The sequence below is a fragment of the Streptomyces sp. NPDC053560 genome, assembly GCF_044544605.1.
Lineage (GTDB): Bacteria > Actinomycetota > Actinomycetes > Streptomycetales > Streptomycetaceae > Streptomyces.
Window position 1 is genome coordinate 379509 of record NZ_JBITXI010000010.1, and the last position, 21412, is coordinate 400920.

Below are 21412 nucleotides of genomic sequence, written 5' to 3' on the forward strand. Positions count from 1 at the left end.
ACCCCTCGTTCACTCTCCTCCATCGACGCCTTCACCTGATCTGCCTAATTTCGGCCTTACCGAGTGCGCGTCATGCCCCGGAGGTGGACGACGCACCGCATAGCTGGACACCTCTCACCTGATTCATTTCACGGCCCAGCACGCCACTGACCACGGCGGGCCCCAGGAAGGAACCTTCGACAGTGAAGCTTCAGCGCAAGAACCGGGTTCGCGCCCTCGCGGTTGGCGCTCTCGCCGTCTCCGGAGCCCTGGCCCTCTCGGCGTGCGGCTCGGACGACACTTCCGGCGGCCCCGGCGCCTCGTCCGCGAAGGCCGCGAACATCAAGTGCGACGGCAAGGGCAAGCTGCTCGCGTCCGGCTCCTCGGCACAGAAGAACGCCATGGACGTCTGGGTGCAGAACTACTCCGGTGCCTGCAAGGACACCGAGATCAACTACCAGCCCACGGGCTCCGGCGCCGGCATCACCACCTTCCTCCAGGGGCAGACCGCCTTCGCGGGGTCCGACTCGGCGCTCAAGCCGGAGGAGGTCGCCAAGTCCAAGAAGATCTGCAAGGGCGGCGAGGCCATCAACCTGCCGATGGTCGGCGGCCCGATCGCGGTCGGCTACAACGTTCCGGGCGTGGACAACCTGGTCCTGGACGCCGAGACCCTCGGCAAGATCTTCGACTCGAAGATCACCAACTGGAACGACCCGGCGATCAAGAAACTGAACCCGGGCGCCAAGCTGCCGGACCTGAAGATCCAGGCGTTCCACCGCTCGGACGACTCCGGCACCACCGACAACTTCACCAAGTACCTCAAGGGCGCCGCGCCCAAGGCATGGCCGCACGAGCCCGCGAAGACCTGGGAGGGCAAGGGCGGCCAGGCGGCCTCCGGCTCCTCCGGCGTCTCCTCGCAGGTCAAGCAGACCAGCGGCGCGATCTCCTACTTCGAGCTGTCCTACGCGACGGCCGGCAAGATCGACACGGTCAAGCTGAACACCGGCGCCCAGAAGCCCGTCGAGGCCGACGTGGAGAACGCCTCCAAGGCCATCGCCGAGGCCAAGCAGGTCGGCGAGGGCAATGACCTGGCCCTGGACCTGAACTACACCACCAAGGCCGAGGGCGCGTACCCGATCACGCTGGTGACGTACGAGGTCGCCTGCGACAAGGGCAACAAGGCCGAGACCCTGCCCGCCACCAAGTCCTTCCTGACCTACCTCGCCAGCGAGGACGGCCAGGCCACCCTCAAGGAGCAGGGCTACGCGCCGCTGCCCACCGAGATCGCGAGCAAGGTCCGCAAGGCCGTCTCGTCGCTCTCCTGACCCACCGGGCGGCGGCCGGCGCACCACGCGCAGGCCGCCGCCCGTCCGGTGCACCGCCGCCTGGAGCCCCACCGGCTCCGCAGACCGGAGAAACCCATGGATACCTCAGCGATACCCCAGAACCCACCCCCCGCAGCGCCCGCAGAGCCCTCCGAGGTCAGCGGCAAGTCCGTACGCCCCGGTGACCGTGTCTTCCTCGGTCTCTCGCGCGGCTCCGGCATCGCGCTGCTGGTGATCATGGCCGCCATCGCGGCCTTCCTCACCTACCGCTCGGTCCTCGCCATCCAGGGCGACAAGGCCAACTTCTTCACCACCTTCGAGTGGGACCCCAGCGGCGCCGAGCCGAAGTTCGGCATCGCCGTCCTCGCCTTCGGCACCGTCGTCAGCTCGATCATCGCGATGGTCATCGCGGTCCCCGTAGCGGTCGGCATCGCGCTGTTCATCTCGCACTACGCGCCGCGCAAGCTGGCCTCGCCGCTGGGCTACGTCATCGACCTGCTCGCCGCGGTCCCCAGCATCATCTACGGCCTGTGGGGCGCCCTCTTCCTCGTCCCGCACCTGAGCGGCCTGTACAGCTGGCTGGACGACTACCTCGGCTGGACCGGGATCTTCAGCTACTCCCAGGGCGCCGCGCGCTCGCTGTTCACCGTCGGCATCCTGCTGGCGATCATGATCCTGCCGATCGTCACCAGCGTCAGCCGCGAGGTGTTCCTCCAGGTGCCCAAGATGCACGAGGAGGCCGCGCTCGCCCTCGGCGCCACCCGCTGGGAGGTCATCCGCATGTCGGTGCTGCCCTTCGGCCGCTCCGGCATCATCAGCGCCTCGATGCTGGGCCTGGGCCGCGCGCTCGGCGAGACCATGGCCGTCGCCACGGTCCTCTCCCCCAGCTTCCTCATCGGGCTCAGCCTGCTGGACCCGGGCGGCGGCACGTTCGCCCAGAACATCGCCAGCAAGTTCAGTGAGGCCGACACCTTCGGCCAGGACGCGCTGATCGCCTCCGGCCTCGTCCTCTTCGTCATCACCCTGCTGGTCAACGGCGCGGCCCGCCTGATCATCGCCCGCCGCAAGGAGTACTCGGGGGCCAACGCATGAGCAACGTCATCACCGAGAAGCGCCCCGTGGCGGACAGCGCACCGCTGCCCCCCGTCTCCCTCCAGCAGGCCCGGCTGCCGCGCTGGTCGCCCCCGGTCTTCGCGCTCGTCGCGCTCGCCGTCGGCGTCGGCATCGGGCTCGGCACCGGCCTGGACAGCAAGATCCAGTGGGGCCTGATCGCCGCACTGCTCTTCATCGTCGGTACGTACGCGGTCGCCGCGAAGGTCGAGGGCGCCCGGCAGGCCAAGGACCGGCTGGCCACCAGCCTGGTCTGGATCGCCTTCCTGCTCGCCGTCCTCCCGCTCGCCTCCCTGATCTGGGAGACCGTCGTCCGCGGCAGCAAGGTCCTGGACGTCTACTTCCTGACCCACTCCATGGGCACCCTGCCGGACGCCATGGTCGGCGGCGGCATCAACCACGCGATCACCGGCACCCTCCAGCAGGTCGGCCTGGCCACCCTGATCGCCGCGCCGATCGGCCTGCTCACCGCGATCTACCTGGTCGAGTACGGGCGCGGCAGGCTCGCCAAGGCCGTCACCTTCTTCGTCGACGTCATGACGGGCGTCCCCTCGATCGTCGCCGGCCTCTTCGTCCTGTCGGTATGGATCCTGATCCTCGGCTTCGGCCCCTCCGGCTTCGCCGGCGCCATGGCCCTGGCCATCCTGATGATGCCGGTCGTGGTCCGCTCCACGGAGGAGATGCTCAAGCTGGTACCGAACGAGCTGCGCGAGGCCTCCCTCGCCCTCGGCGTACCGAAGTGGCGCACCATCCTCAAGGTCGTCCTGCCCACCTCCATCGGCGGCATCACCACCGGCGTCATGCTGGCCATCGCCCGGATCACCGGCGAGACGGCCCCGGTACTGCTCCTGGTGTGGGGCGCCAAGACGATCAACAACAACCCCTTCGAAGGCGCCCAGCAGTCCCTGCCGCTGTACGTGTACCAGCAGTGGCAGCAGGGCTCCGACGCGAGCTACGACCGCGCCTGGGCCGCGGCCCTCGTCCTCATCGCCTTCGTCATGATCCTCAACCTGGTGGCCCGCGGCATCGCCCGCTGGAAGGCCCCCAAGACCGGCCGTTAAGGCACCCGATGATGCGGCTCCGCCGAATCGGGGCCACCAGAAAGAAGCAGTGATTCCCATGGCCAAGCGAATCGACATCAGCGGCCTCTCCGCCTTCTACGGCAGCCACAAGGCCATCGACGACATCTCCATGACCGTCGAGCCCCGCTCGGTGACGGCCTTCATCGGCCCCTCCGGCTGCGGCAAGTCCACCTTCCTGCGGACCCTGAACCGCATGCACGAGGTCACCCCCGGCGGCCGCGTCGAGGGCAAGGTGCTGCTGGACGACGAGAACCTCTACGGCTCGGGCGTCGACCCGGTCGCCGTCCGCCGCACCGTCGGCATGGTCTTCCAGCGCCCCAACCCGTTCCCCACCATGTCGATCTTCGACAACGTGGCGGCCGGTCTGCGGCTGAACGGCGCGGTGAAGAAGAAGTCCGAGCTGAACGACGTCGTCGAGAAGTCCCTCAAGGGCGCCAACCTCTGGAACGAGGTCAAGGACCGGCTGAACAAGCCCGGCTCCGGCCTCTCCGGCGGCCAGCAGCAGCGCCTCTGCATCGCCCGCGCCATCGCGGTCGAGCCGCAGGTCCTGCTGATGGACGAGCCCTGCTCCGCGCTCGACCCGATCTCCACCCTCGCCATCGAGGACCTGATCGGGGAGCTCAAGGAGCGCTTCACGATCGTCATCGTCACGCACAACATGCAGCAGGCGGCGCGCGTCTCGGACCGTACGGCGTTCTTCAACCTGGCCGCCGTCGGCCAGCCCGGCAAGCTCATCGAGATCGACGAGACCGAGCGGATCTTCTCCAACCCGTCGGTCCAGGACACCGAGGACTACATCTCCGGCCGCTTCGGCTGAGTCGCCGCCGCTCCGGCGGCACGGCGACCGGCATGCCGAGTGTCCTGTGGTGCTGCATGGCGGTGCCACCACAGGACGAGGGCCCGCCCCCCGGGAACGGGGGCGGGCCCTCATCATGTCTGCGCGCGTTCACCCGCGCCCGACGGGCCGGCCGGCTCAGCCGAACGCCAGGTTCACCACCCAGTACGAGGCGGCGGCCACCGCGCCGGCCGCCGGCATGGTGATGAACCAGCCCAGGATGATGTTCTTGGCGACGCCCCAGCGGACCGCGCTGACCCGCTTGGTCGCGCCCACACCCATGATCGCGGAGGTGATCACGTGGGTGGTGGAGATCGGCGCGTGGAAGAGGAACGCGGTGCTGAACATGATCGACGCGCCGGTCGCCTCGGCCGCGAAGCCCTGCGGCGGGTCCAGCTCGATGATCTTGCGGCCGAGGGTGCGCATGATGCGCCAGCCGCCCGCGTACGTACCGAGCGACAGCATTGCGGCGCAGGCGATCTTCACCCAGATCGGGATCGGGTCGCCGTGGCCCTCGACACCGCCGATGACCAGCGCCATCACCACGATGCCCATCGTCTTCTGGGCGTCCTGGAGACCGTGGCCGAGCGCCATGCCCGCCGCCGAGACCGTCTGCGCGATACGGAAGCCGCGCTTGGCCTTGTGCGGGTTGGCGCCCTTGAACATCCACAGGATGGCGACCATGACGAAGTAGCCGACGATCAGGCCGACCAGCGGCGACAGGAACATCGGGAGGACGATCTTCTCCCAGACGCCCGACCAGTAGACGACCGACGAGCCGGCGAGCGCCGCGCCCACCATGCCGCCGAAGAGCGCATGGGAGGAGGACGAGGGCAGACCGAAGTACCACGTGATCATGTTCCACGCGATGGCGCCCACCAGAGCGGAGAAGAGGATCATCATCCCCTGCTTGCCGGTGGGCGTCTCGATCAGGCCCTCACTGACGGTCTTGGCGACCCCGCTGCCCAGGAAGGCACCGGCGAGGTTCATCACCGCCGCCATCGCGAGGGCGGCCCGCGGCGTCAGCGCACGCGTCGAGACCGAGGTCGCGATCGCGTTCGCGGAGTCGTGAAAGCCGTTGGTGTACGTGAATCCGAGCGCGACCGCGATGGTCACGACGAGCGCAAAGGTGTCCATGGCCGGGGCTCAGGACTCCTTCACCGCGATGGTTTCGACGGTGTTCGCCACATGCTCGAACGCGTCGGCCGCCTCTTCGAGGATGTCCACGATCTGCTTGAGCTTGAGCACCTCGATGGCGTCGTACTTGCCGTTGAAGAGGTGCGCGAGCAGCTTGCGGTGGATCTGGTCGGCCTGGTTCTCCAGCCGGTTGACCTCGATCCAGTACTCGGTGAGGTTGGACATCGTCCGCAGGTTCGGCATGGCCTCGGCGGTCAGCTCGGCCGCCCGCGCCAGGACCTCGATCTGCTGGTCGACGCCCTTGGGGAGTTCCTCGACGTTGTAGAGGACGACCAGGTCGACGGCCTCTTCCATGAAGTCCATGATGTCGTCGAGCGACGAGGCGAGGTTGTAGATGTCCTCGCGGTCGAACGGCGTGATGAACGAGGAGTTCAACTGGTGGAACACCGCGTGGGTGGCGTCGTCCCCCGCGTGCTCCGCCGCTCGCATCCTCTCGGCGATCTCTGCCCGCGCGGAGGCGTCCGCCCCGAGCAGTTCCATCAGGAGCTTGGAGCCCGTGACGATGTTGTCCGCGGAGGCGGCGAACATGTCGTAGAAGCTCGTCTCCCTGGGGGTCAGACGAAAGCGCACGTGAAATCCTCGGGGTGCATCGGATTCGGTCGAGTTGATGCTAGGCGCATCATCCAGCCACTGCTAACCGGCATTACCTCAGTGTCGCCCATCGGGCAGCATGCTCTGCACGGGGTACCTGCCCCGCGAGGTGCGCGGGGTATCTCTCTCGCGCGCGAAATTCTGTAACATATACCCACCAGGGGTATATGAACCGGCTACGTACCAGGGGAGAAGCCCATGCCGACCACGGACTCCGAGACCGATGGCACCACCGCTGCCGCCGGGTCCTGCCACGGCACGGAACCGCAGGGCGACCCCAATGCCGTGACAAATCACGACCTGGGCATCCACGGGTACGCACAGCAGAAGGACGCCCACATCAAGCGGCTGCGCCGCATCGAGGGGCAGATCAGGGGCCTCCAGCGGATGCTGGAGGAGGACGTCTACTGCATCGACATACTCACCCAGGTCTCGGCCAGCACGAAGGGCCTGCAGTCCTTCGGCCTGCAGCTTCTCGAGGAGCACCTGCGGCACTGCGTCGCCGACGCGGCCGTGAAGGGCCCCGAGGCCATCGACGAGAAGGTCAAGGAAGCGACCAGGGCGATCGAGCGCATGCTGCGCACCTGACCCGCGTCAGCGACCGGCCGGAGCGGGGCAGGGTCAGGGCCCCGGTTGCTGGTCCGGTCGTGCGGGTGAGTGATCCGGCGTGACGAATTCCACGCCGGGGCCGCGGCCGAAAACGGACGTTCGTCACGCCCGGTCGGCGGTCGCGGAGCGCTGTCGCGCCTCCGCCGCGGTCCTTCTGTCGCCACGGTCCGCGCTCACGTCCAGTACCTCGTCGATCCGGTCCGGACTGAGGCGGTCCTCGGGGGACGTCGCCGCCGCGATCATCAACTCACCAGCCAGATCGATCTCGATGAGGGCCACGTGGTCCTGAGTCGTCTGACTGCGGTGCGGCGCCACGTACAACACCTCCTCCTTCGAGGCCCATGCCACTCTTCTGGCGGTTACCACCAAGGGTAGGGACGGGCGCACACCCCGCGCATGGCACGGATGGACCATTTACGCCGACCCGCCGGACCGGTTTGCGGGTCCGGTCGCGCAGCCGCACGGCCTGGCGCCGGCGCTCTCCCCGCGCCGTCAGCCGCTGCCGGGTGCCGCGACCCGGCCCGTGTAGATGTCCTCGCGGTGCGGCAGCTCGACCGGCGCTGCGGCCCCGAAGCGGCTGTACCCGACCGTCGACGTCACCTCCGTGCCGCGCGGCGAGCCGTTGGCGAAGGAGAACCGGTACTGCACCTTGCGGAGCCGCCCCGCCTCGTCCAGATACGCGTCGAAGGGGACCACGTCGGTGGTGAAGCCCTTCTCGGCCGCGGTCAGCGAGGGCCCGGTGCCCTTCGAGGCGGCGTCGGCGGCCACCCCGATGTCGGCGGTGCCCCGGTAGTGCCGCACCCGCTCGCCCCGCAGCCGCTTCTCCCCCTCGTACGTCGCCCGGCGGGTGCCGCGCAGCAGCTCCGCCGCTGCCATCGGATCGGTCGCGCCGCCGGTGACGAGATTGCCGTCGGACAGCGCGGTGGTGTCCACCCGCACCCACTTGTCGGCGGGCACCCCGGCGCCGCGGTTCTTCATGTAGAGCGCGCCGGGCGCGAAGATCTCCGTGATCGGCTTGCGCAGCCGGCCGTCCGGGCCGGCCGGCTCCGGCAGCACCAGCCGCAGCCGGCCGGCGCCCCGGCGGTAGTCGTAGTGGCCGGTGCCGCTGATGGCGACGCGGGTGCCGCCACTGGTGGTCTCCAGCGACGTACGGACCTGGGAGGTGGCCGCGCGTACCAAGGTGTCGGCGGCCTGCCGGAGCGTCACCGAGGGGGGCGGGCCCGCGGGAGCGTCATCGGCGGCTGCGCCGTCCGTCGTACATCCCGATGCCAGCAGGCCGGCCCCGAGCGCCAGCCCCGCCGCCGTGGCGGCGGCGACGGCTCCGCCGATCCGTCTGTCCTGCACCACCATCGCGCACGGGCCCCCTGCCGGTGTCGCGCCGCCGTCCCGCCGCCGCGTGGCGCGGCCGGCATCGGGCAACCATTTCGTTCAACGACCGTTCATCTGGCCCGTCACGCCCGCCCGGTACAACCGGCAGTAGCGTGGTGATGTGCCGTACCTGACCCAGGACCCGCAGCAGACCGCCGAACCCGACAGCGCCGGCAGCGGCGCGAGCGGGGGCCACCGCACCTCCACCGTCGAGCGCGGCGCCTTCTGTCTGGCCCGCTGCAACTGCGGCTGGTCGGGCCCCGCCCGCCGCGCGCGCTCCCAGGCCCGCACGGACGCCGACCGGCACACCGCCGGCGACCGCTGACCCCGGCCACCGACCGCCGCTGCCCCGGGCCACCGGGGACCACTGCCCCGAGAGACCGGGGCAAAGCGCCCCGCACGCCCCCGAAGCACCCTCCGTCACCTCCCGCGCGCCCTCCCCGGCGGAACCCGTAGCCCCACTTCCGCATCTGGCTGGGCGGAAGGCATCGGGAAAGCGCCTCGGGCGCTGTTCGGCAAGGGGGCGGCCGTGAGGCGGCGCACAATTCTGCAGGCGGGCGGCGGGCTCGCGGCGACCACGGCGGCCTGGTTCGCCGCGGGCGGTACGGGAGCGGGCCACGCGGCCACGAAGGCGTCAGGGACGCCCTGGGACGCGCTCCGCAAGGGCCTGGACGGCCGGCTGATACGGCCGGGCGACGCCGCGTACGCCACCGCGCGCCGCCTCTACAACACCCGCTTCGACACGCTGAAGCCGTCGGCCGTGGCCTATGTGAAGCACGCCGGGGACATAGCGGAGTGCCTGGCCTTCGCCCGCCGGAACGGCACGCCCGTCGCCATACGCAACGGCGGCCACTCCTACGCGGGCTGGTCCAGCGGCGACAACCGCCTGATCGTCGACGTCTCCGCGCTGTCCAAGGTGGCCGCGCCGTCCGGCGGCACCACCCGCATCGGGGCCGGCGCCAAGCTCATCGACGTCTACGAGGGCCTGGGCAAGCACGGCGTGACCATCCCGGGCGGCTCCTGCCCGACCGTCGGCGTCTCCGGCCTGACCCTCGGCGGCGGCCATGGCGTCGTCTCCCGCGCGTACGGCCTGACCTGCGACAGCCTCGTCGGCGCGACGCTCGTCACGGCCAACGGCAAGACCGTGCACTGCGACACGAAGGAGCACCCCGACCTCTTCTGGGCGCTGCGCGGCGCGGGCAACGGCAACTTCGGTGTGGTCACCGAGCTGCGCTTCCGTACGCACAAGGCGCCGGACGCGGTGATGGCGTACCTGACCTGGCCCTGGTCCAAGGCCGCCGCCGTGCTGCGCTCCTGGCAGGAGTGGGGCCCGGACCAGGCCGACGAGATCTGGTCCAGCTGCCACCTGGACGCCCGGCCCGGCGCCACCCCGACCGTCTCCGTCGCCGCGTTCTCGCTCGGCTCGTACCGCGACCTCCAGAACGCCGTCGACAAGCTCGCCGACCGCGCGGGCGGCCCCGGCCCCGCGTCCTCCGTCTCGCTCAAGCCGAAGGCGTACCTGGACGCCATGGAGGCGTACGCGGGCTGCGCCTCGAAGACCACCGCCCAGTGCCACCAGCCGGGCAGCACCCCCGGGCGGAACCCGGCCGGGCAGCTGGGCCGGGAGACCTACGCGGCCCGCTCCGACTTCTTCGACCGCTCGCTGAGCGCGGCCGGCATCCGCACGGTCCTCGACCAGATCGAGCGCGCGGGCCGCAACGGCGTCAACGGCAACGTCGCCTTCACCGCCCTGGGTGGCGCGATCAACCGCGTGCAGCCCACCGCCACCGCCTTCGTGCACCGCCGCTCGCGGTTCCTCGCGCAGTACCTCGCCTCCTGGGCACCCAGCGGCACGGGCAAGGCCCAGAACGCCTGGCTGGCCGGAATGCACACCGCGATGCGCCGGTACGCCTCGGGCGCCGCCTACCAGAACTACGCCGACCCGGCCCTGAAGGACTGGAAGAAGGCGTACTACGGGGCGGCCGCCGGGCGGCTGGCCGAGGTGAAGCAGACGTACGACCCGAAGCACCTGTTCCGGACGTTCCCGCAGGCGCTGTAGCGAGGTACGGGCCACGGCGTGCTGCGGGGCCCCTGGGCCCGGGGCGGGCCCAGGGGCCTGCGGCGGATACGGCGCCGGGCTGGGCTCCGCGGCGGGCTGCGGCGCCCGGCCGGCGGTGGATACGCGTCGGCCCCGCCCGGTGTCCGGGCGGGGCCGAGATGCGGATCGTCCGTCGGGCGACGGGACCGTCAGGCCGCGAGGTCCTTGTCGCGGTTCACGCGGCCGTCGCGCGGCGCGCCCGGCGGTTCCGGAAACCCGTCGGGGCCCCCGGCCCCGACGGCACCGGCCGCCCCCGCGGGCCCGAACGCGTCCGTCACAGCCGCGCCGTCCCCCTCGCCCGCTCCGCCCGCGTGCGCCGTCCCCGCGCGGGGCACCTGGACCAGCGCCCCGATACGGGAGGCCGCGATCGCCTTCATCAACGGCACCAGCAGCGCCTGCGCCAGCGGCGCGAAGAGCAGCGCGACCGCCGTACCCAGCGCGAATCCGCCGATGACGTCCGTCGGGTAGTGCACGCCCATGTAGACCCGGCACAGCCCTTCGAGCAGCGCGAGCGCGATGCCCACCAGCCCGAACTTGCGGTGCGCGATGAAGATGCCGACGCCGACGGCCATGGTGAGCGTGGCGTGGTCGCTCACGAACGAGAAGTCGTTCTTGCCCTCCACCAGGACCTGCAGGCCCGAGTGGTCCTTGAAGGGACGCGGCCGGGCCACGAACTCCCGGATCGGGATGTTGGCCAGCAGCGCGATACCGGCCGCCAGCGGTGCCCAGACCAGGCCCGCCACCGCGGCGGGCGCGTCGGACTTCTTGCGGGCGCCCCACCAGGCGACCAGACAGAGAATCGCCAGCCCGGCGATGATGCCGTACTCGCCGACGTACTCCATCACCTGGTCGAACCAGTGCGGAGCGTCCTTGGCGAGGCCGTTGACCTCATAGAGCAGGCCAACGTCGGGGTTCGACCCGTCCAGTGCGAGTCCAGCCATGTGCCGCGGCCCCTAACCTTTCGCGCGCGCGAGCGCCATCCGAGTGCTGCCAACCCCCGTGGTCGTCGAGCAGTGCCGTGCCGGCCGCGTCATTCGACAGCCCGCTCCGCAGTGCCTCTCACACCCACTCCAAGGAAACGTCATGCACCCGCACGACGTTCCACTTTCCACCGGATGATCACCAGGACGTTATCGAAGCTTGACTCATCGCCGCAGCTCAGGCCCCATGTTCACGCAGCGTTCCGACGGGGGAGCGCTTTTGCGCCATCTTCTGTGACGCGAGTGGCGCCGATGTAGTCAGGGGTGTCGATCTTGTCGAATCTGATCACCGCGCCCGTGTACGGAGCGTTGATCATGTAGCCGCCGCCCACATAGATGCCCACGTGGTGGATCGACCGCGGGTCGTTCAGGTTGTGGGCGAAGAACACCAGGTCGCCGGGGAGCAGTTCGTCGCGCTTCGGGTGCGGCCCGGCGTTCCACTGGTCGTTCGCGACACGGGGCAGCTCGATGCCGACCGTCTTGAAAGCGGCCTTCGTCAGACCCGAGCAGTCGAACCGGCCGCCCTGGTCCGCCGTTCCGTTGCCGCCCCAGAGGTACGGCGTCCCGAGCTTCTTCTGTGCGTAATAGATCGCGCCGGCCGCCTGCTGCGAGGGCTCCACGTTCTGGACCGGCGCCTCGAAGCTCTTCGCGAGGGTCGTGATGACCTTGACGTAATTCTGCGTCTCCCGGTATGGCGGCACGCCGTCGTACTGGATGACCCGGTAGGCGCCCGCGTTGTACGCCGCCAGCATGTTGTGCGTGGCGTCCCCGGGGACGTTCTTCACGTACTTGGCCAGTTCGCAGTCGTACGAGGCGGCCGACGCGATCGCGTCCACCGGGTCCCAGACGTCCTTGTCTCCGTCGCCGTCACCGTCGACGCCGTGCGTGGCCCACGTGCCGGGGATGAACTGCGCGAGCCCCTGCGCCGCCGCCGGGCTCTGCGCCTTGGGGTTCCAGCCGCTCTCCTGGTACAACTGCGCGGCGAGCAGCGCCGGGTTGATCGCGGGACAGAGCGCGCCCCACTTCTGCACATGTGCCTGGTACGCCGCCGGCACCGACCCCTTGGCCAGGCCGACGGCCCGCCCCGCGGCGCCGCCGATACCGCCGGCCGCTGCGTACGTACCGATGATCAGCAGTGCGAGAAAGCCGGCACCGAGGCCGGTGCCGATCCCTGTCCCCACCCAGACCTTGCGCACTGCACCCCTCACCCCCACATCGATCCCCGTCAGGCTACCGACGAACCGTTCACCTGTCCGCCCCGTCTCACGCCACGGGTACCGCGCGACACCGCCCGCCGCTCAGCGGCCCATTGGCCCCGGAGCGGCGGCACATTGACCGCACGTCAGCGGCGCCCCCTGCACCGACCGCGCTGCGTGTTCACTTCCCGCCTCAATATTGCTCAGAGTGACCAAGCATGGTACACACGGTGAGAATAATGGGCCCTGTGGGCGACGTGCGCACCCCTGCTCCCGCCGCCCACACGGGATCCGCCAAAGTTTGACGCCAAGTCGACATCGTCACGGGCAATCGTCAGCGAAGATAGAGACTGGCCGTGCCATGTGGTACGGGAGACAACTACCCAATTGGGGCGGTGAGTTCACAAATGTTCATTGCGGCCGAAAAGGGCGACATCACCACCATTATCGGCGGAATCGCCCCGGACTGGGGCCCGTTCGGGAGCCTGGGCAACGAGGCCCGCGTGATGGTCGAAGTGGTGATGGCAGTGGCCATCCTGCTCTGCCTGGGCATCGCGATCTGGGGCGCGGCGAAGCAGCGCATCGGCGCCACGGCCCTCCGCGACACCTTCAGCGCCGAACAGGGCAAGGGCCTGATCGTCGCCGGCCTGACCGGCGTCTTCATCATCGGGTCACTGGGCACCCTCTTCACCATCGTCTACGGCATGGCGGTCTAGCAGGCCGAAACGTCCCCTCCGCCGGGCCGCGCGGCCGCTGCCGTACGCCTGCCCGCCGTGCCCCGACCCGTACATCCGTCGTACGCCCGTGCGTACGCCCCGCCCGTCCGTCCACGCGCCCGCCGCGCGCTCTACCGCGCCGTGCCCCGGCTCACGTCCCATGGGTCGTCGGCTGTGCGCGGCCGCCACACCTGGCCCATATCCCTGTCCGAGGCCACATGCTGATGTCCACTCCGCCCACTCGTCCACAGCCCGCTCCGCACCGCCCGTGCAGTTGTCCACAGGCGATGCGGACGGGTTCGCCGTTCCGTCACAGTGGGGTGTACTCGTATCAGGACGACCGGGCCGCCTCCCACGCGGCTACGGTCGTACCCGGGTTGCGGCAAGGCGACGGCGAAGACGGCAGCGATGCCGGTTGAGGGGGCGCAGGCACCATGAGTCTCGGTGACGACGGAGCGTACGGCGGCGGGGAGTACAGCGGCCAGGGCCCCGGCCAGACGCGTACCAGACTTCCCGGCGGCGAGGGCGACGTCTACGGCTCCGGCCGCCGGTCCCGCGGCGGTATGTCCAGCCGCAACCTCGTCACGATCGTCGGCGTGGTCGTGCTGCTCATCGCCGCCATCGCCTTCGCCAACCGCGGCGGCTCCGGCTCCGGTTCGGACTCCGCCGACGGCGACTCCGGCGCCCCGGCCGCCCAGCCCACCGCCCCGACGGGCCAACGCCCCGTCTCCGGCAAGAACTCCGACACCCCCACCATCCCCTCCGGCTTCCCCAAATCCGAACAGGGCGCCCAATCGGCGGCCGCGAACTACGCGGTGGCGCTCGCCAGCGACGGCATGTACCGCACCGACTCGCGCGACGCGATCGTCGAGGCGGTCTACGCCCCCTCCGCCGCGACCGCCCGCAAGGAAGCGCTGCGCAAGGTATACGCCGATCCGCAGTTCCTGGCAGGGGTCGGCCTGGACAAGGAGGGCAAGGCGCCGGAAGGCCAGACGTTCGTGTCCCGGGCCAACCCGGTCGGCACGAAGGTCGACACGTTCGGGGGCACGTCCGCCAAGGTCGCCGTCTGGTACTCCTCCCTGTTCGGCCTGGCCGGTGAGGGCTCGGAGAACCCGGTCACGGAGAGCTGGTACACGACCACCATGAAGCTGCAGTGGGTCGGGGGTGACTGGAAGGTCACCGGGGTCTCGCAGAAGAAGGGGCCGGCGCCGGTCGGCCGCGACCAGGCCGCCGCGACGGCCGAGGAGATGTCCAAGGCCGTCGAAGGGTTCGGAGGGTTCACGTATGCGCGGTAAGTCTCCCCGCACCAGCAGGCCTGCACGCCGCGGCCGCTCGCTCGCGGCAGTGTTCGCCGGCGTCCAGGTCTGGGCAGTGCTCTTCGCCTCGCGTGCCTTCGCCGCGCCCTCCCCGAAGCCGAGCGACAACCCCTGCGACCTCCTCACCGACAAGGCCAAGGAGCTCTGCGAGGAGCGCGGCTCCGGGGGGAGCGGCAGCTCGACCCCGCCCGCCTCCGGCAGCAACCCCCTCGACCCCCTTCAGTCGCTGGCCAAGGGCTGTGCCGACGCCGCCGCGTGGATCGTCACCAAGCTGTCCGACGCCGTGAAGGCGACCTCGCAGGTCGACTTCACCAACGCCGCGTTCCTGCGCCAGTACGCCGTCGTCTTCGCCGCCTCCACGATCCTCACGCTCGTGCTCTGGCTGCTCGCCGTCGCCAAGCGCGCCGTACGCGGCGTACGCCTCACCGAGGCGATCAGTGAGGCGGTCGGCTTCCTGTGGCTCACCGTCCTCGCCTCCGCCTTCACCCCCCTGATCCTCTACACCGTCGTCTCCGCCACCGACGGCGTCACCGAGATCATCGCCAGAGGCACCGGCGCCCAGACGGACATCTTCTTCGGATCGTTCTCCGAGGCCCTCAAGAAGGGCACGGACATCGGCGGCGGCCCGATCATGCTGATCGTCGTCGCGCTCGTCTCCGTGCTCGCCGCCGGCATCCTCTGGCTGGAGCTGGTCATCCGTGCCGCCCTGCTCTACGTCGGCGCCCTGCTCGGCACGGTCGTCTACGCCGGCCTCGTCGACAAGAACATGTGGGGCCACGTCCGCCGCTGGGCCGGCATCATGATCGCCGTGATCATGGTGAAACCGGTCATCGTGATCGTGCTGGGCATCGCCGGCGCGCTCTCCTCCGAGAAGGGCCCCGACTCCTTCTCCGCCGTCGTCTCCGGCCTCGCCATCATCCTGCTCGCCATCTTCGCGAGCGCCATGATCTACCGCTTCGTCCCCGGCTTCGGCGACGAGATCATGGCGGCCCGCACCAACAAGAAGGCCGCGACCGACGGCAGCCAGGCCGCGGCGCTCGTCTCCTCCCCCGCCGCCCTCGTCTCGCAGGGCATCAAGACCCACAGCTCCCGCGGCAGCGGCGGCAACACCGGCGACACCGGGAACAGCAGCGGCGGCCAGTCCCGCCCGGCCGACGCCGTGGCCGGCGGCGTCGCCGCGCACAGCTCCCGCGGCGGCTCCGGCACCGCCGGCCCGCCCGCGCCCCGTACGAGCCCCGGCCCGCGCCCCGGCGCGGCCTCGGGCGGTTCCGCCCGCACCGGCAAGACAGCAGGAGGTGATGGGCGTTGAGCACTCAGTCCCACCCGATCACGCCCCGACGCACGTATCTCATCGGCCGCGCCCGGCCCAACGCGGTCATCGGCAAGAACCGCGAGACCGGCGAGATCGGGCTGATCATCGCGGGCGCGTTCCTCGGGATGATGTGCGGCCTGCTGGTGCCCGTCCTGCCCCTGCGCATCGTGACGCTCACCGGCTTCCCGCTGATCGCGCTGGCCGCCGTGTACGTCCCGTACCGCGGCCGGACGTTCTACAAGTGGTTCGAGATCAACCGCAGCTACAAGCGGACACTGCGCCAGGGCGCGACGTACCGCTCCGGCGCCCAGGAGGCGGGCATCAGCATGGACGGCCGTGAGGTCGAGATCGGCCCGCCGCCCGGCATCGGCCGCATCAACTGGCTCTCCGCGCCCTTCGGCCCGGACGAGATCGCCGTACTGCTGCACGCCGACCGGCGTACGGTCACCGCGGCGATAGAAATCGAGGGCCCCGGTGTCGGCCTGCGCGACAGCGAGGACCAGGAGGCCCTGGTCGACCGCTTCGGGACGCTGCTCAAGCACGTCGCGAACGGCGACGGGTTCGTGACGCGCCTGCAGATGCTGGCCCGTACGCTCCCCGCCGACCCCGACGCGCACGCCAAGGACGTCGCCCAGCGCGGCGACCAAACCTCCCCGCAGTGGCTGCAGGACTCCTACGACCAGCTGCAGTCCATGGTCTCCACCTCCTCCGAGCAGCACCGCGCGTACCTAGTCGCCTGCATGCACTACAACCGCGAGCTGGCCACCGAGGCCGAGACCATGGCCCGCGCGGCACGCATGCACAACGGCGGACTGCTGCGGAAGCGCCTGGACAAGGACGCGGGACTCGCCGTGGTCATGGCCCGCGAGCTGACCGACATCTGCGCCCGCCTCGCCGAGGCCGACATCCGGGTGCGCCAGCCCCTCGGCCAGGCCCGGCTCGCCTCCCTCGTGCACTCCATGTACGACCCGGACCACCCCATCGACCACATCCAGGCGATGAGCAAGCGCAACGCCTGGCCGGCCGAGCTGGACGCCATGGAGCCCACCTACCTCCAGGCCAAGACCCGCGAGTCCATGACGCGCGCGCCGTGGTGCCACGCCACCGCGTGGGTCAAGGAGTGGCCGCTGACCCCGGTCGGCGTCAACTTCCTGGCCCCGCTGCTCGTCCACACCCCCGACGTCATCCGCACCGTCGCCGTCACCATGGACCTCGAACCGACCGAGGTGGCGATCGAGCGCATGCTGACCGAGAAGACCAACGACGACGCGGAAGCCAGCCGCGCCGCCAAGATGAACCGCGTGGTGGACCCGCGCGACGTGGCCCACCACGGTCGCGTCGACCAGCGCGGCGAGGACCTGGCGTCCGGCGCGGCCGGGGTGAACATCGTCGGGTACATCACCGTCTCGTCCCGTTCGCCCGAGGCGCTGGCCCGTGACAAGCGGACCATCCGCGCCTCGGCCGGCAAGTCCTACCTCAAGCTGGAGTGGTGCGACCGCGAGCACCACCGGGCCTTCGTCAACACGCTTCCGTTCGCGACCGGGATCCGCCGCTAAGCCGCTGGGAGGCGCGTACGTCATGGCCATGCTCGATCCGCTCGCCGCGATCACCGAGGCCTTCACCAGCTTCCTCTTCGGGAAGGTGGAGACGACCAGGCTGCCCGTACGGACCTCCACCGGGCAGGCCCAGGCCGTCTATCTGCCCACCGCCGCACCAGGACTGGGCGACTCCGGTGTGATCATCGGCCGCGAGGTGTACAGCGGCAAGGGATACATCTACGACCCGTTCCAGCTGTACGGCCAGCAGCTGCCGGCCCCGCACTGGCTCGTCCTCGGTGAGTCCGGCAACGGCAAGTCCGCGCTGGAGAAGACCTACGTCCTGCGCCAGCTCCGGTTCCGCGACCGCCAGGTCGTGGTGCTCGACGCACAGGGCGAGGACGGCGTCGGCGAGTGGAACCTCATCGCCGAACAACTCGGTATAACCCCGATCCGGCTGGACCCCACAGCGGCACTGAACGGCGGCATCCGCCTGAACCCGCTGGACCCGTCGATCACCACCACCGGCCAGCTGGCGCTGCTCCGCACGATCATCGAGGTGGCCATGGGCCACGGCCTCGACGAGCGTTCCGGCTTCGCGCTCAAGGTCGCGCACGCCGCCGTACTCAATGGGGCCGGCTCCGCCGAGGACAACGAGACCGGCACCGACCGCCAGCCGATCCTCACCGACATCGTCGAGCAACTCCGCCATCCGAAGCCGGAGTCCGCCGAGGCGATGAACGTCGACCTGGACGACGTACGGGCCTGGGGCCTGGACGTCGCCCTCGTGCTGGACCGCCTCGTCGACGGTGACCTCCGTGGCATGTTCGACGGCCCGACGACCGCGGGCATCGACCTCGACGCGCCGCTGATCGTCTTCGACCTCTCCCACATCGACCGCAACTCCATCGCGATGCCGATCCTGATGGCGATCGTGGGCGTCTGGCTGGAGCACACCTGGATCCGCCCCGACCGGAAGAAACGGATCTTCCTGGTCGAGGAGGCCTGGCACATCATCAACTCTCCCTTCGTCGCCCAGCTCTTCCAGCGCCTGCTGAAGTTCGGCCGACGGCTCGGTCTCTCCTTCGTCGCCGTCGTCCACCACCTCAGCGACGTGGTCGACGGCGCGGCGGCGCGGGAGGCGGCAGCCATCCTCAAGATGGCGTCGACCAGGACCATCTACGCCCAGAAAGCCGACGAGGCACGGGCCACGGGGCGCGTACTGGGGCTGCCACGCTGGGCGGTGGAGATCATCCCCACCCTCACCCCCGGCATCGCGGTCTGGGACGTCAACGGCAACGTCCAGGTCGTCAAGCACTTGATCACCGAGGCCGAACGCCCGCTGGTCTACACCGACCGCGCCATGACCGAGTCCTCCATCGCCGACGCGTCGGCGCAGCCCACGGAGGAGGCCCGCGCCCTGGAGCGCGCCGCGGACGCCGAGGCCGAAGCACGCGCGGAAGCCATGGCCATGGCACGCCAGCTCAGCAACGAGTCGAGCGAAACGGTGGCGTGAGGGCCTCGGTGGTCTCTTTGGCCTCATTGGCCTCTTTGGCCCCGGACGGACAGCACGGCAGCACGAAGGACAGGTCGGTGGCGTGAGCGGCGACGGGTACGACCGGTACGACCGGCAGGGGCACGCGTACGGAGAGCAGGGCCCCGGCGGACCGGGCCGGGACGGCGGGGCCGGGCCCCGGCGACGGGAACGCGGCGTTCCCGACTCCCTGCTCGTCGGCGTACTGGCCTTCCTCCTCGGCCTGACCGTGCTGGTCTGGCTCGCCACGGGCCTCTCCGGCCTCTTCGCCCACGGCGGCTGGCCCGACCACCTGACCTTCACGCGCACGCCCCTGGCGATGCGCGAACTGGTCACCGAGCCGCACGACCTGGCCGGCGCCTGGCCCGCCACCCCGGCCGGCCAGCTCTCCGGCTACGGCCTCTTCTGGGGCGTCCTCATCAGCGAGCTGATGGTCCTGGTCGTCCTCACCGTCTTCGTACTGGGCACGGTCACCCGCTTCCGCGCGGTACGCGCCCAGCGCCGAGCCGAACGGAACGCCGCCCGGGGGCACGTGACCGGCGAGGCCCCGGGGGACGCTCAGCGCCCCGTACCGATGACCAAGGAGCCGCAGGCGGGGCAGCCGGGGCAGACGCCTCCCGCCACGGTTCCCGCGCCTGCCCCCTCCGCGACCCCTGCTCCCGCCCCTGCCTCAGAGGGGGCGGAGACCGCCGTGGGTGCCGGCACGGCGGCCGCAGCGGCCGCCACCGTCCCCACAGTCGCACCGGCGCCGCAGCAGGCCGCAGACGCCCGTACAGAAGTTCCCGCACCGGCCGCCCCCGCGGAGGCCCGTACCAACGCCCCCACGCCTGGCCCCGCCGACGCCGCCGGCACGTCCGCCGTGTCCGCCGCGGGCGACGCAGCAGGGGCGGCAGGAGCAGCAGGGTCGATCGCCGCACTCGGCGCGGCCGGTACCGGCCCGGCGGCCCCTCCCCCCACCCCCGTCGGCGGCGGCAGCGTCACCGAGGCGGCTGCCGGCGCCGCGCTCCCCCGCGTCCACTACCACCACCGCACCGAGCGCCCCGCTGCCCGCGCCGCCGCGCTCGACGTGATCAACGCCGCCGAGGGCCCGCTCCTCGTAGCGACGACCGATCCGACCCTCTGGGCCGAGAGCAAGGACGCACGGGCGAAACTCGGGCCGCTGCACGTCTACGACCCGCTGCACGCCCTCGACACCCCCGCCCGCCTCCGCTGGTCCCCCACCGCGGGCTGCACGGACATCGCCGTAGCCGGTACGCGCGCCGCCGCGCTCCTCGCCCCCGTACGCCCCGCGAGCACGCTCGATTCCGCTCTCGCCGACGCCGCAGAAACGCTGCTGCGCTGCTGGCTGCACGCGGCCGCCGTGGACGGCCGGCCCTTCCGGCAGATCCACCGCTGGGCACAGGGCAGCGGCGCCGCCCACGAACCCGTACGCATTCTCCGTACGAACTCCAAGGCCGCGTCCGGCCGGGCCGGCGAGCTGGAGTCCGTGCTGACCGCGCACCCCGAACGCCGCGACATGGCCCAGCAGTTGGTCGCCCGCGCGCTGGCCGCCCTGTCCTCCGTCCATATCCGGGACGCGTGCAATCCAGGGCGAGCTGATGCCCTCGCCCTCGAATCATTTGTCGGCGAAGGGGGAACGCTTTATGTTGTGGGCGAGCCCCTTGAGGACCCGCGCACGACGCCGGGTGCGATGCCGCTGCTCACCGCACTCGTTTCAAGCGTGGTCGAGCGCGGCCGCCGCATGGCCGAACGGTCATCTGACGGTCGCCTCGACCCACCACTCACCCTCGTCCTCGACGACATCGCGGCGCTCGCCCCCCTGCCGGCCCTTCCCGAACTCATCTCCTCGGGCGCCACGCAGGGCCTGCTGACGCTCGCCACGCTCCGCTCCCCCGAACAGGCCCGCGCCCGCTGGCCCCACGCCGCACTGCCGGCCTGAGCCCCGGGGCCATCGGGCTCAACGGGTTGACCGGCTCACTGGGCCGACTGGCTCACGACGTCCGCTTCCGTACGTACTCCCATATCGTCCCCGTGGCGTCCTCCTCGGTCTCGCCGGTGCGTACGAACCCCTGGGCTTCGTACAGCCGTTGCGCGCGGACGTTCTGCTCATGCACCGACAGGAAGACGCTCTCGGCTCCCGCCGGTCCGTCCGTGGCCCGCGCCACCGCCGCTTGCAGCAACTCGGCGGCCACGCCCGTCCGTCGGTGCTCGGGACGGACGTAGAAGCCCACCACCTTGGCCTTCGGCTGGTCGGCGGTCTCCAGGAGTACGGTCGCCATTCCGGCCCAGTCGCCGTCGGCGGCCACCGCTGCGTACGTGACGACGCCGTGTCCCGATTCGCTTGCCTGAGCGTTCTCCTGCCAGCGCTCGTCGGGGTACGCCGATGCCTGCGCGTAGGTCGTGAGGAAGGCGATGGATGCCGCCGGGTCCGAAAGCGCCGCGAGCCGCAGTTCCTTGAGCTCGCGCCATTCGCCGGCTGTGACCGGCCTGATGTCGTATCCCATCTCCGCACCTTAGACGCGGGCCCGCACACCATGGCCCCGGAACGCAGAAAAGCCCCGCACCATACGGTGCGGGGCTTTCCCACAAAGATTGTTCGGCGGCGTCCTACTCTCCCACAGGGTCCCCC

20 protein-coding genes are annotated in these 21412 nt (G+C 70.6%); 13 read left to right on the forward strand and 7 right to left on the reverse strand.

The features are described 5' to 3' along the window. Window positions 1–182: 182 nt before the first annotated feature. The 4 genes from pstS (at window position 183) to pstB (ending at window position 4313) form a co-directional block, all read left to right on the forward strand. Entirely contained in the window at window positions 183–1304 is a 1122-nt protein-coding gene (gene pstS / locus ACIGQF_RS25525; protein ID WP_399714377.1) for a phosphate ABC transporter substrate-binding protein PstS, read from the forward strand. A gap of 96 nt (window positions 1305–1400) precedes the next feature. After that, on the forward strand, window positions 1401–2396 hold the full coding sequence (gene pstC, locus ACIGQF_RS25530) for a phosphate ABC transporter permease subunit PstC (RefSeq protein WP_399714379.1): 996 nt from the start codon (window positions 1401–1403) through the stop codon (window positions 2394–2396). Further along, window positions 2393–3475: a phosphate ABC transporter permease PstA gene (gene pstA, locus ACIGQF_RS25535; RefSeq protein ID WP_399714381.1), complete on the forward strand. Its 1083-nt coding sequence runs from the start codon at window positions 2393–2395 to the stop codon at window positions 3473–3475. The genes pstC and pstA overlap by 4 nt, the downstream gene beginning before the upstream one ends. A 58-nt stretch (window positions 3476–3533) precedes the next feature. Then, entirely contained in the window at window positions 3534–4313 is a 780-nt protein-coding gene (gene pstB, locus ACIGQF_RS25540; RefSeq protein WP_361558903.1) for a phosphate ABC transporter ATP-binding protein PstB, read from the forward strand. 156 nt (window positions 4314–4469) lie between these two features. On the opposite strand, the gene ACIGQF_RS25545 is transcribed toward pstB, so the two are convergent. Next, window positions 4470–5468, reverse strand: coding sequence for an anion permease (locus ACIGQF_RS25545; RefSeq protein WP_399714384.1), 999 nt, complete (start codon window positions 5466–5468; stop codon window positions 4470–4472). Between the two features lie 9 nt (window positions 5469–5477). Further along, a complete protein-coding gene (locus tag ACIGQF_RS25550) occupies window positions 5478–6098 on the reverse strand; it encodes a DUF47 domain-containing protein (RefSeq protein WP_030267458.1) in 621 nt (206 codons plus the stop codon). Window positions 6099–6317: 219 nt separating this feature from the next. Here ACIGQF_RS25550 and ACIGQF_RS25555 point away from each other — a divergent pair, with 219 nt between their 5' ends. Beyond that, on the forward strand, window positions 6318–6707 hold the full coding sequence (locus ACIGQF_RS25555) for a metal-sensitive transcriptional regulator (protein WP_399714386.1): 390 nt from the start codon (window positions 6318–6320) through the stop codon (window positions 6705–6707). A 123-nt stretch (window positions 6708–6830) separates the two neighbouring features. On the opposite strand, the gene ACIGQF_RS25560 is transcribed toward ACIGQF_RS25555, so the two are convergent. Both ACIGQF_RS25560 and ACIGQF_RS25565 read right to left on the reverse strand, forming a co-directional pair. Next, window positions 6831–7043 carry a hypothetical protein gene (locus ACIGQF_RS25560; protein WP_399714388.1) on the reverse strand — a complete coding sequence of 71 codons (213 nt, stop codon included), beginning with the start codon at window positions 7041–7043 and terminating at the stop codon, window positions 6831–6833. Between the two features lie 177 nt (window positions 7044–7220). Then, the gene (locus ACIGQF_RS25565; RefSeq protein WP_399714391.1) at window positions 7221–8078 is read right to left on the reverse strand and encodes a hypothetical protein; all 858 of its coding nucleotides are present in this window, start codon (window positions 8076–8078) and stop codon (window positions 7221–7223) included. Between the two features lie 139 nt (window positions 8079–8217). Here ACIGQF_RS25565 and ACIGQF_RS25570 point away from each other — a divergent pair, with 139 nt between their 5' ends. Then, window positions 8218–8421 (forward strand): hypothetical protein, encoded by a 204-nt coding sequence (locus ACIGQF_RS25570; RefSeq protein ID WP_399714394.1) that lies wholly within the window; start codon window positions 8218–8220, stop codon window positions 8419–8421. A 204-nt stretch (window positions 8422–8625) separates the two neighbouring features. Next, window positions 8626–10155: an FAD-binding oxidoreductase gene (locus tag ACIGQF_RS25575; RefSeq protein ID WP_399714396.1), complete on the forward strand. Its 1530-nt coding sequence runs from the start codon at window positions 8626–8628 to the stop codon at window positions 10153–10155. Between the two features lie 188 nt (window positions 10156–10343). Here ACIGQF_RS25575 and ACIGQF_RS25580 read toward each other — a convergent pair whose 3' ends face one another. Both ACIGQF_RS25580 and ACIGQF_RS25585 read right to left on the reverse strand, forming a co-directional pair. Further along, window positions 10344–11135, reverse strand: a complete 792-nt coding sequence (locus tag ACIGQF_RS25580; protein ID WP_399714398.1) for a phosphatase PAP2 family protein — start codon at window positions 11133–11135, stop codon at window positions 10344–10346. Between the two features lie 230 nt (window positions 11136–11365). Beyond that, a complete protein-coding gene (locus tag ACIGQF_RS25585) occupies window positions 11366–12370 on the reverse strand; it encodes an NlpC/P60 family protein (protein ID WP_399714460.1) in 1005 nt (334 codons plus the stop codon). A 407-nt stretch (window positions 12371–12777) separates the two neighbouring features. On the opposite strand from ACIGQF_RS25585, the gene ACIGQF_RS25590 reads away from it, so the two are divergent. From ACIGQF_RS25590 to ACIGQF_RS25615, 6 genes are all read left to right on the forward strand, one after another. Beyond that, window positions 12778–13086 (forward strand): hypothetical protein, encoded by a 309-nt coding sequence (locus ACIGQF_RS25590; RefSeq protein WP_031067282.1) that lies wholly within the window; start codon window positions 12778–12780, stop codon window positions 13084–13086. 434 nt (window positions 13087–13520) lie between these two features. Next, on the forward strand, window positions 13521–14381 hold the full coding sequence (locus ACIGQF_RS25595) for a hypothetical protein (RefSeq protein ID WP_399714402.1): 861 nt from the start codon (window positions 13521–13523) through the stop codon (window positions 14379–14381). Continuing rightward, window positions 14371–15711: a hypothetical protein gene (locus ACIGQF_RS25600; RefSeq protein ID WP_399714404.1), complete on the forward strand. Its 1341-nt coding sequence runs from the start codon at window positions 14371–14373 to the stop codon at window positions 15709–15711. Before ACIGQF_RS25595 ends, ACIGQF_RS25600 begins: the two co-directional genes overlap by 11 nt. Then, window positions 15708–17270: an SCO6880 family protein gene (locus ACIGQF_RS25605; RefSeq protein WP_399714406.1), complete on the forward strand. Its 1563-nt coding sequence runs from the start codon at window positions 15708–15710 to the stop codon at window positions 17268–17270. The genes ACIGQF_RS25600 and ACIGQF_RS25605 overlap by 4 nt, the downstream gene beginning before the upstream one ends. Window positions 17271–17298: 28 nt before the next feature. Continuing rightward, window positions 17299–18765, forward strand: coding sequence for an ATP-binding protein (locus ACIGQF_RS25610; RefSeq protein WP_399714463.1), 1467 nt, complete (start codon window positions 17299–17301; stop codon window positions 18763–18765). An 82-nt stretch (window positions 18766–18847) separates the two neighbouring features. Then, complete coding sequence (locus tag ACIGQF_RS25615) at window positions 18848–20722, forward strand: type VI secretion protein (RefSeq protein ID WP_399714407.1); 1875 nt, start codon at window positions 18848–18850, stop codon at window positions 20720–20722. A gap of 52 nt (window positions 20723–20774) precedes the next feature. Here the strand turns inward: ACIGQF_RS25615 and ACIGQF_RS25620 are convergent, their stop codons facing one another. Then, on the reverse strand, window positions 20775–21287 hold the full coding sequence (locus ACIGQF_RS25620) for a GNAT family N-acetyltransferase (RefSeq protein ID WP_399714410.1): 513 nt from the start codon (window positions 21285–21287) through the stop codon (window positions 20775–20777). Between the last annotated feature and the right edge of the window lie 125 nt (window positions 21288–21412).